This is a genomic window from Tenacibaculum gallaicum (assembly GCF_003387615.1).
GTDB lineage: Bacteria > Bacteroidota > Bacteroidia > Flavobacteriales > Flavobacteriaceae > Polaribacter > Polaribacter gallaicus.
This window is the reverse complement of record NZ_QUNS01000002.1, coordinates 537,963-551,769: the sequence shown is the minus strand read 5'-3', so window position 1 is coordinate 551,769 and position 13,807 is coordinate 537,963. Positions and strand designations below refer to the sequence as shown.

General features: G+C 32.7%; 15 protein-coding genes. 10 read left to right on the top strand and 5 right to left on the bottom strand.

From position 1 onward, the window contains the following. Position 1 precedes the first annotated feature (1 nt). Both tssD and holA read right to left on the bottom strand, forming a co-directional pair. Positions 2 to 784, bottom strand: coding sequence for a type VI secretion system tube protein TssD (gene tssD, locus C7448_RS06725; RefSeq protein WP_115900588.1), 783 nt, complete (start codon positions 782 to 784; stop codon positions 2 to 4). A 372-nt stretch (positions 785 to 1,156) separates the two neighbouring features. Beyond that, a complete protein-coding gene (gene holA, locus C7448_RS06720) occupies positions 1,157 to 2,158 on the bottom strand; it encodes a DNA polymerase III subunit delta (protein WP_115900587.1) in 1,002 nt (333 codons plus the stop codon). Positions 2,159 to 2,563: 405 nt separating this feature from the next. On the opposite strand from holA, the gene C7448_RS06715 reads away from it, so the two are divergent. From C7448_RS06715 to C7448_RS06685, 7 genes are all read left to right on the top strand, one after another. Next, the gene (locus tag C7448_RS06715; protein ID WP_115900586.1) at positions 2,564 to 3,007 is read left to right on the top strand and encodes a type I restriction enzyme HsdR N-terminal domain-containing protein; all 444 of its coding nucleotides are present in this window, start codon (positions 2,564 to 2,566) and stop codon (positions 3,005 to 3,007) included. Positions 3,008 to 3,012: 5 nt separating this feature from the next. Further along, positions 3,013 to 3,561, top strand: coding sequence for a nucleotidyltransferase family protein (locus C7448_RS06710; RefSeq protein ID WP_115900585.1), 549 nt, complete (start codon positions 3,013 to 3,015; stop codon positions 3,559 to 3,561). A gap of 393 nt (positions 3,562 to 3,954) precedes the next feature. Further along, positions 3,955 to 4,563 (top strand): hypothetical protein, encoded by a 609-nt coding sequence (locus tag C7448_RS06705; RefSeq protein WP_115900584.1) that lies wholly within the window; start codon positions 3,955 to 3,957, stop codon positions 4,561 to 4,563. Between the two features lie 367 nt (positions 4,564 to 4,930). Continuing rightward, complete coding sequence (locus tag C7448_RS06700; protein WP_115900583.1) at positions 4,931 to 6,067, top strand: hypothetical protein; 1,137 nt, start codon at positions 4,931 to 4,933, stop codon at positions 6,065 to 6,067. Positions 6,068 to 6,110: 43 nt separating this feature from the next. Beyond that, positions 6,111 to 7,391: an MAC/perforin domain-containing protein gene (locus tag C7448_RS06695; RefSeq protein WP_115900582.1), complete on the top strand. Its 1,281-nt coding sequence runs from the start codon at positions 6,111 to 6,113 to the stop codon at positions 7,389 to 7,391. A gap of 61 nt (positions 7,392 to 7,452) precedes the next feature. Further along, positions 7,453 to 8,460 carry a hypothetical protein gene (locus tag C7448_RS06690; RefSeq protein ID WP_115900581.1) on the top strand — a complete coding sequence of 336 codons (1,008 nt, stop codon included), beginning with the start codon at positions 7,453 to 7,455 and terminating at the stop codon, positions 8,458 to 8,460. 89 nt (positions 8,461 to 8,549) lie between these two features. After that, entirely contained in the window at positions 8,550 to 9,548 is a 999-nt protein-coding gene (locus C7448_RS06685; RefSeq protein ID WP_115900580.1) for a glycosyltransferase family 2 protein, read from the top strand. Here the strand turns inward: C7448_RS06685 and C7448_RS06680 are convergent. The 3 genes from C7448_RS06680 to C7448_RS06670 all read right to left on the bottom strand — a co-directional run bounded on the left by C7448_RS06680 (position 9,540) and on the right by C7448_RS06670 (position 11,418). Then, positions 9,540 to 10,208 (bottom strand): hypothetical protein, encoded by a 669-nt coding sequence (locus tag C7448_RS06680; RefSeq protein WP_115900579.1) that lies wholly within the window; start codon positions 10,206 to 10,208, stop codon positions 9,540 to 9,542. The two genes, C7448_RS06685 and C7448_RS06680, sit on opposite strands and share 9 nt — an antisense overlap. Positions 10,209 to 10,293: 85 nt before the next feature. Next, positions 10,294 to 10,914 carry an L-threonylcarbamoyladenylate synthase gene (locus C7448_RS06675; RefSeq protein WP_115900578.1) on the bottom strand — a complete coding sequence of 207 codons (621 nt, stop codon included), beginning with the start codon at positions 10,912 to 10,914 and terminating at the stop codon, positions 10,294 to 10,296. A 3-nt stretch (positions 10,915 to 10,917) separates the two neighbouring features. Then, on the bottom strand, positions 10,918 to 11,418 hold the full coding sequence (locus C7448_RS06670) for an IS1096 element passenger TnpR family protein (protein WP_115900634.1): 501 nt from the start codon (positions 11,416 to 11,418) through the stop codon (positions 10,918 to 10,920). A 58-nt stretch (positions 11,419 to 11,476) separates the two neighbouring features. Here C7448_RS06670 and C7448_RS06665 point away from each other — a divergent pair, with 58 nt between their 5' ends. From C7448_RS06665 to C7448_RS06655, 3 genes are read left to right on the top strand one after another with little or no spacing between them, the layout of a single operon-like run. After that, the gene (locus C7448_RS06665) at positions 11,477 to 11,893 is read left to right on the top strand and encodes a PaaI family thioesterase (RefSeq protein WP_115900577.1); all 417 of its coding nucleotides are present in this window, start codon (positions 11,477 to 11,479) and stop codon (positions 11,891 to 11,893) included. 1 nt (position 11,894) lies between these two features. Continuing rightward, a complete protein-coding gene (locus tag C7448_RS06660) occupies positions 11,895 to 12,746 on the top strand; it encodes an alpha/beta fold hydrolase (protein ID WP_115900576.1) in 852 nt (283 codons plus the stop codon). Then, positions 12,743 to 13,783, top strand: a complete 1,041-nt coding sequence (locus tag C7448_RS06655; protein ID WP_115900575.1) for an isochorismate synthase — start codon at positions 12,743 to 12,745, stop codon at positions 13,781 to 13,783. The genes C7448_RS06660 and C7448_RS06655 overlap by 4 nt, the downstream gene beginning before the upstream one ends. Positions 13,784 to 13,807: the final 24 nt, after the last annotated feature.

Here is a 13,807-nt window from a genome sequence, read left to right as displayed (position 1 = left end):
TTTAGTTAATTTCTTCTTTTTCAGGAACTATAACTTCCAGTATTATTTTTTCAAGATTACTGTTAATTACATAATCTTTTAATGTATCATCTTTTAAAACAGTATTCTTATACTTAAAGTCATAAGACTTATCATTTAAGTTTAGTGTTATGGTTTTACCAATAGCATTAATTGTTTCAACATGTAACACGATTGTATCACCAGCAAAGTATTCTTCAATTTCTACATTGTTGGTGTTTCTTATTGTGTACTTAGTTATTTTTATGCGGTTATCGTTTGTTTTCGCTTTATATGGTTTATCTTCTATAGGTGGTATAAAACTTTCTTGCCATGGTTTTATATAACGAGTTCTGCTTTTTCTTCTCCAGTCAGTACTATTATTAAAAAAACGATAATCTTGCATTGCAGGTGATATGGTTAGGGTAACCTGCATGCCTTTCTGGTTATCAAAAGCTTCGTAATAATTTACAAGTACACCATCTTGAAAGTTGTATTGGAATAGTTCTACTCCATCAAACTCGTCTTTGTAAAAAACTATTTTACCATCTCTTAATTGGTAAAGATTAAAAGGATGACGTTTTTTTTTATTGCCTCTTCTATCAGATTTAATCCAATCAACAAAGGTATCATCGTACATTTGAGGTTCAAAAGTTACTGAAATAGCTCCTCCTAATAAGGCGGAAGTTGGTTTACCGTTCCAATCGGTAAGGCGATTATAATTTAAGTTAGTAGTAAGTAGTTCTCGTTCCTCACCACATACAAAAAGCTTTGCTTTTATGTTCATAGATGTATTTTAGGGGTGGTACAATTTTTTGAGTTAAAGATATAAAATATCTCTAAAATCATACAATTAGTGTATTGATTTTTAAGCTTTTTACCGTAAAATACTGTCTTTTAAGAAGAACTAACTTTATTTGTACGCAACTTGTACCTGTGTATACAATTTTATGTACTTAAAAAGCCACTAAGTAGTACGTGTTTTTTTGCCCTTTTATTCGAGCAGTCGTCTGTTTTGATACGTTTGATTATGAAAAGTGAGTCTGTGGGTAAGTTAAAATTGCCTCTTTATTAGAATTTTGTTTGTAACAATACAGTTTTACAATATTTTTCTCGTAGTTTTTTATTTCTTCAGTCACAAAAGTTATACACAACACTATTAATGCAAAATCTTAAACAGTAATTCTTTTAAAATATCGGCATGAGTTTGGTTGGCTCCTACTCCTTTGCTTTTTACATCAGCATCACGTAATAAGGCAATAATTTGTGATACTTTTCGCATCGGATAATTACGGGCTGCGTTTACGTAGTCGTCCACAAAATATGGGTTTACTCCTAAGTTTTTAGCTACCGAAGCTTTCGATTTGTCTTTTAATCCGTGGTATAGTAATAGCTGTGTAAAAAAACTATTTAGTAAAGAAATGGTCATTACCAACGGATTGTTTTTTGGGTTCTGCGCAAAATAATTGATAATTCTGTTCGCTTTTACCACATCACGCTGTCCTACTGCTTTACGCAACTCAAAATTGTTAAAGTCTTTAGAAATCCCAATATTTTCTTCAATATGCTTATCGGTAATAATGGTTTCCGCAGGTAATACTGAAGTCAACTTATCTAATTCGTTGCTAATTTTGCTTAAGTCAGTTCCTAAAAACTCCACTAACATTTGTGCAGCTTTCGGTTCGATGTTAAACTTTTTTCCGCCCAACACCTGACGAATCCAATCAGCTACTTGGTTATCATACAGTTTTTTACTTTCGTAAATGAGTCCGCTTTTTGCTATGGCTTTGTACGCCTTTTTACGTTTATCTAGCTTTTTGTATTTGTAATTAAACACCAATACGGTACTCGGTTGTGGATTTGCAGCGTACGACTCTATTTTATCAATCGTACGGCTTAAATCTTGCGCTTCTTTAACAATAATCACCTGCTTTTCTGCCATCATCGGAAAACGTTTTGCCGACGACACAATTTCTTCTATCGATACATCACGACCGTACATGACTACTTGATTGAATCCTTTTTCAGATTCATCCAACACATTGTCTTCAATATAATCTGAAATTTTATCGATGTAATACGGTTCTTCCCCCATTAAAAAATAAATGGGTTTGATGTTGCCTCCTTTGATATCGGATATGATAGATTTAATTTCGTTCATAAAGCCTCTCCTCAATCCTCTCCAAAGGAGAGGAAGTATTATTGTTTCTTGTTAATACTAACTCGAATAATTACCTCTTCTTGGTATTATTATTTAAAATGTTATAGCGAGGTATTCATTTCTTAATAACACTCTTGGTTATTTCGACGGAGCGATTTTATGAGCGACGAGAAATCTTAACAATAAGAGTAACACACCTCTTGAGATTCCTCCTCCTTCGTCGTTCGGAATGACAATTACTATAATGTCATTTCGAAGGAGGTTACGACTGAGAAATCTCATTCAACGGAGTAACTCTCATGTTTAAGATCTCTCACATTCCGCGTTGCTCCAGTTCGAGATGACAATAATGTTCGTCATCTTGAACAACGAAGAAATAACTTATAATTTTATTACTTTTGGGTTATGCAAAAGCTCAACCTTCCCAGCTATACATTCAAGCTCAAAAGTAACGAAAATAAGACGCTTATTTTTGATAATTTGAGAAAAAAATATATGGTATTAACTCCCGAGGAATGGGTACGTCAGCATTTTGTTCAATGGTTGATTCAAGAAAGAAACTATCCTGTTTCATTGATTGCTATTGAAAAACAGTTGGTTATCAACAACCTTAAAAAACGTACCGATATTGTGGTTTTTGCTTCTGACGGGCATCCGAATATTATTGTGGAATGTAAAGCTCCGCATATAAAAATTACCCAAGATACTTTTGATCAGATTGCACGCTATAACTTAAAGCTTGATGCCGATTACCTCATCGTTACCAACGGACTGCAACACTTTTTTTGTATGCTAGATAAAGAGAAGGAAACTTATGTGTTTTTAAAAAATATACCTAAGTACCAATAAGTTTTATGAAAGCAAATTTTACCACTGAACTCGTAGCTATTATTGAAAACGATTCTTGGATGCTAAACATTCTTGAAACCGTTAGTAGCTTACACCTCTCTGATTGTTGGATTGGTGCTGGTTTTGTGAGAAACAAAATTTGGGATTATAAACATAATAGTAGAAGAACTCCTTTAAACGATGTTGATGTTATTTATTTTGATGAAAGCGATATTTCTAAGGCTCGTGAATTAGCTCTTGAAGAACAACTCAAAACTATTAATTTCTCTGTCAACTGGTCGGTTAAAAATCAAGCAAGGATGCATATTCGAAACAATCATTTACCTTATAAAGATTGTTACGAAGCTATTTCTTACTGGCCTGAAACAGCTACAGCAATTGCTGTTCAGTTAAATACAAACAATCAAATAGACTTTATTGCTCCGCATGGTTTAGACGATGTATTCAATCTTATTGTACGACCTACTCCTAATTTTGATTTAACAACGTATCGTAACAGAGTTATGAATAAGGGATGGGAAAACATCTGGGAGAAGTTAGTTATTGAAAAGTAAGAGTTACGCGCCTCGTGAGATTCCTCCTCCTACGTCGTTCGGAATGACGATTACTATAATGTCATTTCGAACTGAAGTGAAACGGAAGAAGAAATCTTAAGAATGAGAGCTCCTCTCTTCATGAGATTCCTCCTCGTACCTCGTTCGGAATGACGATAACTGAAACATTAGAGCGAGGAATGATAATAACGTGGGCTATTCTCGACAAAAAGATTACTTAACATACCACTTCGACTACGCTCAATGTTTATTTGGAATGATGGTAATTCCTTTAATGACATCCAACACATATTTCAACACACAAAACAGCACGCTTATAACATTTCTTTCTCCTTGCTTTTATCATTTTCTTAAATTCATATTCTAAAGTACCAAACTTAAAAAGTTGATTTTATGAGCAATACTATTAAACTAAACTTTATAAACAGATCTAATGATGCTAATAACAGTGATGTTGTAATTTTTCAAAAGAACGTTGCAAGCAATTTTGATGAAATAGCCACTGCATGGAAAGTTATTAAAAATTGTGGTCGATTAGACAATCATCCTTTCAACTATCCTAAAAACTTTCAAATTAATGCTAGTGATTCTTGCGGAAACTTCACACCTCAATTAACCGCATATAATGGAAATGGTTATGAAATGGTTAAAAGTACTTCTGGAAATATCTTACAAAGTTCTTCAACTCCAGCTACTAACGCAGAAGAAGTAGAAATACGTAATAACTTAACTAATGGCAGCATTAATGCTCACTGTTACAGAAATGGTAAGTTATTAGCTTCTAAACGTAATATTGCTCCAGGTCAAAAAGCTGTTTTTAAATTTAACCCTAAACTTTACATTGGTCTTGCTTCTGAAATTGTAGAAGGAGAAATTCTTAATTCTGCTATTATTTCAAAAATAAACACAGAAATAAACTTATTTGAGGTTCAAAGCGCTGATATTGTAATGACTGGTGGTGGTTCTGAACCTTTTAATTTTAGTTTGGAAAACGTAACCTAGTTTTTTAATAAGAGTAACTCACTTCAATAAGATTCTTCTCCTGAGCTAGAATAACACTAGTTAAACGTCATACTCTACGGAGAGATTACTTTGTTCCACTCGCAATGACGATAACTGAAACATTATAACGAGGAACTCATTGAGTGAAGTCGAAATGAACGACGTACTATCACATATTTATAAAAAATAGTTATTTATTGCCTCCTAAAAAGTATTTTCTACTGTTACACTCATAATCAACATTACACCTTTCATTAGTAAAAACAAACCACTTAAAACATTTAAATAATGATGTTTACAAATTTTCATCAACTTTAATGTATAACTAAACAGGTTTGATTTATCAACTCCTTAAAATTTTATTATTATGAGTAAAACTTTTTATTTTTATAAGGGCGACATTGATTCTGTCCCTTACGACTTTGCCCCTAGCACCAAATTGAATGATATAAGAAAAGAATTGGTAGCTAAGGGATTTATGACCGCTTCTGAAAGCACAAACAATTTTCGTTTTATCAATTACCAAAACTCAGGTCTTAAATATGAAGATATGGTTGTAGGTATTGGAACTGAACAATTTATTCCTCTGGATGCTATCAGTGGAATAAATGATCAGGCATATCTTACTAATGTAAATAAAACGAAAGCTGTAGATCTTATTGGGTTTAACACTAACTGGTGGTTTGACAGGTATATGTCTTGTAAAATGACACTTAACACTATTGACCCTGAAGCCCAAACTGCTAATAAAGGGAAATTTCAACCATTTATGTTAACAAATGTAAAAACAGCAAACCCTAACCTACCTGGTGTTACTATGGATAATGTAGTGGTATGTGAAAAGGGTAGTATTGTACAATTCAATATTAGCTCTTGGGGCTCTGCCGGATATGGATATAAAATTAAACCTATTTCAGGTGCTCCTATTAATAGTGAAAACTTATACATAACGTTTACCACATGTCCTACAAACGGAGGTAATTACGCCAACTCTAGTTTGCGTCGTTATTTTTCAAAAAATGAAAGTCAAAACAACAGTACCATAAAAGTTGTTGCAACTGAGAGTCTTAATCTGGGAGGGAAGACCCTTAATTACATGAAGTTTTCAATTAAAACATGGAAAGTAACCAGTTATAAATCGGGAGGAAAAACCTACAAATGTGATCTTCCTTTACCTGTAGCACAGCAAAAAGCACCTTCTAATTTAATGGCCAGATCTATTAAGGCTGATGTAGGAACAGCATCTGTACCCCCATACAACAAACTGGTGAATGCCGATGAATCTGTAGTACCCGGAGGCACAATTGAACCAGGAACTACAGTACCTTCAGGACAACAATCTACTCAAAACATTGGTACGATTTACAATGTAAAAGAGAGTCAAGACCCAGGAAATATAATAGGAGAAGTAATCTTCTACATCTTTGTTTTCAAATCTCATGAAGATGCTGTAGCTGTATTTGGAAAGATGAATGATATAAATCCATCTGTTTGGGGAAGTTAATACCTCTATTTATTTCTTTTTTTAACTTTTTAAAACAAAAAAAATGACAACCAAGACTTTAACAAAAAAAAACGAAACAAAATTAATAGTATTTCAAAAATCAGGAGCCACTTCAATTTCATATCCTTTTGATGTAAATGACACTTTAGCACAGGTAAGAAAAACTTTAGAGTCACCCAAGGCTGATAGCTTTATGGATAAAGATGATTATTTTTTAAATCATGGAAGTAAAGTTTTAGTTTCTTCTGAAAAAACAATTACATTAAGCATATTATTAGATGGTAGTAATACCGTAAATATAGGATCTCCTGAGCATTCTGACCCTTTAGACCCGAAAGATGGTGTTCAACATTACATGAATTTAAGCAATGTAGAAAAAGAGTCTCTTTTTAATAACATTCAAATTTTCAATGGACTAACATTCAATCCTACCTATGGGTTTCAAAAATCCTTTAAAAAGATATACTCTTGGAAAGATAATCAATTTCCTGATTCTGTGATTCCACGGGTATTAACTGAAGTTGTATACACCGACTCTTACTCAAAAGTTACACATTCGTTACAAGAAACAAGTACTGATAGTAGTTCTGTATCATTGAATACACCTTATGGTGGCGGAGAAGCTGAATTTAAATATGAAAAAAGTAAAGAAACATCGAGTAGTAAAGTCACAGAATACATTACTGGAAAGTTCTTAGTTAGAAAAGTTGCTCTTCAAATCGATTTATCAAAGTTTCAAAGTTCTGATGAATTTAATCAAGCTATTAATCAAGCACTCCACGACAATATGGATAATGATTTTCAGGCATGCAAAGCTGTTTTAGAAGTGCTAAACGAATATGGCTATTACGTACCCAAACAATTTAATTTAGGTGGAGCTCTCTTTTCAAGTGATACTACCACCATAACAGAGTACAGCGAATCGGAAACTAATAAACAAGAATTTGGAGGTTCTTTTAAAGCTGCTTTCGATGGTATTGGAGGCGGAGCATCTTATAATCATGCACAAGGAAGTACTGAAAAAACTACTAAATCCGATAAATTTCAAATTACGTCTTTTTCTCAAGTTGGAGGGAGAGCTGGTACTTCTAACGACTTCAACGAATGGGCTAAATCATTAGATAAAGCAATGTATTGGGGAGTAGCTACTTTTGATGAAATGTTGCCTTCAGTAGCCTTAATTAGTAATGTTCCTAACATGAATAAAATAATTCAATTATTTGATAAATACAGTTCGTACCCTGGCGTCTTAGAAGTTCAACCTTATGTTAACTTGTTAGACTATGCAACATCCGTTCAAGATCTTTTTAACCCTTGGGGGTAATCACTAACTCTATAAGGCAGGTTATAAAAATACACAACCTGCCTTTTCCTATTTTAACTTTATGAATAAGTATACAATTTACATAGGCTACACCAATTGGCTACAACACCTATTTCAACCAAATACATTATTAAAAGATGTTAGAATAGCATTAGGAAACGCTATTACTGATAACTTTCGGTTTTTAAATTATCAAGATACTAGTACTTACTATACAGATATGATTGTAAGTCTTAGTGACGAGAATTTTTTACCTATTTCAGCTATTACAGGGCTTTTAAATCAAGTTTATATTACCAATGTTACTGCAACAGTAAAAACAGACATATTGGGGTTTCGAAATCCTTGGTTTTGGGATAGAAAATTAGGAATACAAATAGGTTTTAATACAGAACAAAGTGCTCAAGGTTATAACAAAGGAAAAATGCCTCCTTTAATGCTAACAAATGTAAAATTAGCAAATCCTAATTTAAGTGGTATTGGAGCTATGGAAAATGTTTTAGTTTGTGAAAAAAACACGGTTATTCAATTTCTATTAAATTCTCCTGGTTCAATGGCATATGGCTACGATATAAGACCACTATCAGGAACCCCCATAACACAAAACCCTTTATATATATGCTTTAAATCTTGTAGTTCTAACAATAGAGCTACTGGGGTACTCAGAAAATATTACACTCCTAATAGGTCTAGTAATGGCAAAATGATTGAAATTGTCCCTACTTCGAGTATTAGACTAAGTAACGGAACGACTCTTTCTTACATGAAGTTTACTGTAAAATCATGGAACGTTACTAGTTATACAGAACAAAATGGTAGTGTTCATACATGTAATAAATTACCCTCAAAAATTCTCGGTGCAAAAGTGTCACCTGGAACTTCAAAACCACATACAAAAACATCTGGGCAGGTATTTAATGGTCCTATTCATAACATTGTTCAAAATAAAGGTACAACAGGTATTTTTGGCGAAATAGTTTTTTATGCTTTCGTTTTTGATACTCATGCTGATGCTATAAAAGCATTTACAGCCATTAATACTCCAGACCAAAGTTTATGGGTAGTATAGTTTATGTCAAAAAAACTTATGTATTAATTAAATTTTAAAATAAAACTTTATCACTGGTGTTTTGATGTAATAACTGTAAATTTGCCGTCTTGAAAACAGCTATCGTCATATTAAACTGGAACGGAAAAAAATTGCTTGAACAATTTTTACCTTCTGTAGTAAATTATAGTTCTGAAGAAGCGAAAGTATATGTCGCAGACAATGCTTCTACAGATGATTCTATTGAATTTATTAAGCAGTATTTTCCTACTGTAAAAATTGTAGAGAATACCGAAAATGGCGGGTATGCAAAAGGTTACAACGATGCTTTGCAACATATTGATGCGGATGTATATTGTTTAGTAAATTCTGACATTGAGGTTACTGATAACTGGTTAACTCCCATTATTAGCACTTTTAAAAAAGAACCTAACACAGCCATTATTCAACCGAAGATTTTAGACTTTAAAGATAAATCGAAATTTGAATACGCCGGTGCTGCTGGTGGTTTTATTGATGCTTTTGGATATCCTTATTGTCGTGGTCGTTTGTTTATCGATTTAGAAACTGATAACGGACAGTTTAACGATACTACCGAAATATTTTGGGCTTCAGGAGCTTGTTTTTTTATTCGTTCAGAAGTTTTTCATCAACTCAATGGTTTTGATGAAGACTTTTTTGCACATCAGGAAGAAATTGATTTGTGTTGGCGCGCTAAAAATAACGAACACACCATAAAGTATGTGGGTACTTCAACTGTATACCATGTTGGTGGTGCTACACTCGACACTTTGAATCCGAAGAAAACATTTTTAAATTTCAGGAACAGTTTACTTAGCTTAGTTAAAAACCTACCATCAGCAAAGTTATTTCCAATTATTTTTTCCCGTTTGGTCTTAGACGGATTGGCAAGCCTTAAATTTTTATTGGAAGGAAAACCTAATCATTTGTTTGCTATTTTAAAAGCTCATTTTAGTTTTTATATACATCTTCCTAAGTTCATGAAAAAGAGAAATGAATCTCCTAAAAAATCGAATTACTACGAACATAAATCTGTAGTTTGGCAATATTATGCTAAAGGAAGAAAACAATTTACTGAACTACGTTAATTCTTGTTCATCTTTATAGATATAATATAATAGGAAGAAGACTGCAATTCCGCCGAAACTATGCCATAACCAGTGCGTTCCCATAGGTAGTAACTCTACTTTATTATCCAACGTTCTAAATAGTAACGCTATTCCAAACACTATTCCTCCATACATTATGTACTTTACGTTTTTCCAATGTGTTTTGTAAGCATACCAAATTAACGGAGTTATTACTGCAAATGCTGTTACTGCATATCCAAACGATGTTCTATATCCTGAAGGTATTGGTAAAAATCTTGGTAAAACGGATACTAAAAGTATAGCTACAATTATTGCTAATCGTTGCCACCATTTCTTTTTAATTTTTCCTATGAAATAAATAATAGCTCCTAAACATACAATCATAATAGGAACCCAATCTAACAACAACCAAAACTCATGACTTCGTGTTCCGTGAAACATGGTACCTCCTATCCAACTGATAAATATTACTGGAATGGCAAACAGAAAAAATGGGTATTGTTTAGGGTTTTGATAAATTCTTCTTCCGAAGTAAATCAGTAGTACTATAAAAATTAAGTTACTAAAGGTATTGAAAGGTTCAACAGGCAATCTGCCTGCTATGGTTTCTTGATATATTGGTCCGCTGTCGTTGGGGAATCTATCCAGTAAAAACATATATCCTTTTTCTATTCTGTACCAAGATAAGGATTACGCTTTTAATTAAAAAGTGATTTTTTAAGATTTCAACCAGACTTAATATTTACAAAATATCCAAACTTCCTTTTCCTTCACGAAGTACTTCTGGCTCATCGGTTGTTAAATCGATTACGGTAGATGCATGGTTATCTCCATACCCTCCATCAACTACAACATCAACAGTATTTTGCCATTTTTCAAAAATTAATTCGGGATCTGTTGTGTACTCTAATACTTCATCTTCATCATGTATAGAAGTTGATACAATCGGGTTTCCTAAAGCTACCACAATAGCTCTTGCTATATTATTATCGGGTACACGAATACCTACTGTTTTACGCTTTTTATACGCTTTTGGCAGTGAATTACTCCCTGGTAACACAAAAGTATATGGACCAGGTAAAGCTCTTTTCAAGATTTTATAGGTTGCAGTATCAATTTGCTTTACATAATCTGATAAATGACTTAAATCGTTACAAACAAATGAAAAGTTGGCTTTTTCTGGCTTTACTTTTTTTATTCTCGCTACTTTTTCTAGTGCTTTAGTATTGGTAATATCGCAACCTAAACCATAAACAGTATCGGTTGGATAGATAATCAACCCGCCATTTTGTAAAACTTTTACAATTTTTTCAATCTCTTTTGGGTTGGGATTGTCGTTATACAATTTTATAAATTGTGCCATAGCTTAATAATTATCAAAGTCAAAATCGTCTAGACTCTCAAAGTTATTAAATTCGTCATCAATTTCATCGTCTATATTTTTTGAAAGATCTTCTGCCTTAAATTCTTTTTCAGGAGCTTCTTCTGGTAACTCCCCTACAGATAAAATCATTTTTGTTTCAGCAACCTCTTCATTCGATTGTTCTATCAACTCTACATAAAACGTCCACATTTGTAAGAAGTCGTACACATAAATTAACTTATCGTTTTGATTAGGTAAGGTTTCATGCAAAATACATGTTGCCATTGAAATTCCTTCTCCTGCTTCTGACATATTAAATAATGGAATTTCTTCTCCTTGATTCCAACCTTCATCGGTACGGTAAAAAGATGCCATTTCTTGTCCGTTAAAACCAAACGCTTTGGCAATATCAAAGTGTAAGTTTTCTAACGAAGCTTTTTCATTTACCAATAGTGTTCTTATTACATCTTCTTTCGTATCTAAAATTACGCGTACTTTATACATTCTATCATTTTTATTCAATGCAAAAATACGTATTTTTGAGTGATAATTTTTAGTTACCATGAATAAGCAAGCATCTCTTACAGTCTTAAACAGTTACAATAAAAACACCTTGATGGAAACTTTAGAAATAGAGTTTGTTGATGTAGGAAATAATTTTATTACCGCTAAAATGCCGGTAACTCCTAAAGTACATCAACCATATGGAATACTACATGGTGGAGCAACAGCTGCTTTGGCAGAATCCGTTGGGAGTTGTGCTTCTGCATTTTTTTTAAGAGATTCTAATAAAATTATTAAAGGAATTGAGTTGAGTATCAATCATGTAAAAAGCAAAAGAGAAGGATATGTTTTTGCGACTGCAAAAGCGATTCATAAAGGTAGAACTACACATTTATGGGAAGTGAGAATTGTTGACGAAGATGATAATTTGATTTCGCTTTGTAAGATTACCAATATCGTTTTAGATAAACAATAGCATGAAATTGCTAAAAAAAATCTTGAAGTTTATTGGAATTGCTCTTTTTGTGCTTTTCCTTGTTTTGTATTATTTATTTTGGAGTTTTTCTGCTCCTAAACCTGATATAAAAGTACTTGAGAAATTTTCAGGTAGTTCTGCTACTCCTCTCCTAACTTATGAAAACTTTAAAGGTTTTAAGTATAGAAAACTTTCTATTCTAAAAGACACGACTTTACCTACACTCGTTTTTGTTCACGGAACGATAGGTTCTTCTACTGACTTTATTGAATATATGAAAGACAGCGTATTACTTAGCAAAGCTAATATGATTTCATACGACAGAATTGGTTACAATTATCAAGACAAAAGCTCGGTTCAAGAAAGTATTGCTTTTGAACGTGATATGCTAAAGCGTATTTTACAAGATATAAACCCTGATAAAACAATTTTAGTAGGTTATTCTTATGGTGGTCCTATTGCCTTAGCCATTCAACAAAAAGTTAGAAAAGTAATTTTGTTGGCTCCTGCTGTATATAGTAAAGTAGAACCTATACCTTGGTCTTTAAGTTTATATAATTGGAAGCTTACTCGATGGCTTGTTCCTCCTATTTGGCAAGAAGCAAGTAAGGAAAAATTATCTCATAAACAAGATTTACAAACTTTTGAAAACCATTGGAAATCTACACTTAACAACATAATTAGTATTCATGGAACTAACGATTGGATCGTTCCTTTTGAAAACTCTACTTTTTTAAAACGTCAATTTCCTAAAAATCAATTTGAGTTAATTAGCGTTCCTAATGCTGGTCATGGGTTTATTTGGAGTAAATTTGACACGATTAAAGAACTTTTAATACAGCAACTAGATTGAGTATTTTTTCAAACATAAAAAAAGCTTTAGACAAACAATTACCTTTTGTTACTTATAGAAAACCCAATACGTCTACAATAAAAGGATGGTTTCAACAAAATGATGATTTAATTACTTCGGAGAACTATAGCGAAAGCGGGTTTATTTTCGCTCCATTTGATAGTAAAGAGAAAGCTATTTTAATCCCTCAAAATCAATCTTCCTTTATTATTGAAGAAAAAACTACTTTTGATACTATTGTAGCTAACAACACAAATCACGCTACTGATACTACTTCCAAAGAAAAACATATTCAACTAGTTGAAAAGGGAATAGCAGCTATTAAAAATCATCAGTTTAAAAAGGTAGTACTTTCTAGAAAAGAAAAAGTTGAAGTACCTGACTTTAACCTTATTGAAACTTTTCAAAAACTATTGAGCCACTACCCTACTGCTTTTGTATATCTTTGGTATCATCCTAAAGTTGGTTTATGGTTAGGAGCTACTCCAGAAACCTTGGTTAGTATTCAAGACAACAGTTTTACTACCATGTCTTTAGCTGGAACTCAACTTTATAATGGAACAACTAATGTTACATGGCAATCTAAAGAGTTAGAAGAACAACAATTTGTAACTGACTACATTATTGATAGACTATCAAATATCTCTTCAGAAGTTACAACATCAGGAATTGAAACTATTAAAGCAGGGAAATTACTTCATTTAAGAACAGTTCTTAATGGTAAGCTAAAAACTAACACTGCTTCTTTAATCAAAACTTTACACCCTACCCCTGCTGTTTGCGGATTACCCTTAGAAGCTTCAAAGCAGTTTATTTTGGATAATGAAAGTTATCACAGACGGTTTTATACGGGGTTCTTAGGCGAACTAAACATTAACACTAAAGAAAGTAATTTGTTTGTTAACCTTCGTTGTATGGAAGTTTCTGACAATATTATATACATTTATATTGGTGGTGGAATTACACTTGACAGTAATCCTACAAAAGAATGGCAAGAAACGGTAGCGAAAACAACTACTATGAAAAAAATTTTATAGGAAAAACACCTAACTCACAAGATA

Excerpts from the sequence above, each read along its gene's own strand:
- C7448_RS06670 (WP_115900634.1), bottom strand. The coding sequence starts at position 11,418 with ATGTATAAAGTACGCGTAATTTTAGATACGAAAGAAGATGTAATAAGA.
- C7448_RS06675 (WP_115900578.1), bottom strand. The coding sequence starts at position 10,914 with ATGGCACAATTTATAAAATTGTATAACGACAATCCCAACCCAAAAGAG.
- C7448_RS06695 (WP_115900582.1), top strand. The coding sequence starts at position 6,111 with ATGACAACCAAGACTTTAACAAAAAAAAACGAAACAAAATTAATAGTA.
- C7448_RS06690 (WP_115900581.1), top strand. The coding sequence starts at position 7,453 with ATGAATAAGTATACAATTTACATAGGCTACACCAATTGGCTACAACAC.
- C7448_RS06700 (WP_115900583.1), top strand. The coding sequence starts at position 4,931 with ATGAGTAAAACTTTTTATTTTTATAAGGGCGACATTGATTCTGTCCCT.
- C7448_RS06710 (WP_115900585.1), top strand. The coding sequence starts at position 3,013 with ATGAAAGCAAATTTTACCACTGAACTCGTAGCTATTATTGAAAACGAT.
- tssD (WP_115900588.1), bottom strand. The coding sequence starts at position 784 with ATGAACATAAAAGCAAAGCTTTTTGTATGTGGTGAGGAACGAGAACTA.
- C7448_RS06660 (WP_115900576.1), top strand. The coding sequence starts at position 11,895 with ATGAAATTGCTAAAAAAAATCTTGAAGTTTATTGGAATTGCTCTTTTT.
- C7448_RS06665 (WP_115900577.1), top strand. The coding sequence starts at position 11,477 with ATGAATAAGCAAGCATCTCTTACAGTCTTAAACAGTTACAATAAAAAC.
- C7448_RS06680 (WP_115900579.1), bottom strand. The coding sequence starts at position 10,208 with ATGTTTTTACTGGATAGATTCCCCAACGACAGCGGACCAATATATCAA.
- holA (WP_115900587.1), bottom strand. The coding sequence starts at position 2,158 with ATGAACGAAATTAAATCTATCATATCCGATATCAAAGGAGGCAACATC.
- C7448_RS06715 (WP_115900586.1), top strand. The coding sequence starts at position 2,564 with ATGCAAAAGCTCAACCTTCCCAGCTATACATTCAAGCTCAAAAGTAAC.
- C7448_RS06705 (WP_115900584.1), top strand. The coding sequence starts at position 3,955 with ATGAGCAATACTATTAAACTAAACTTTATAAACAGATCTAATGATGCT.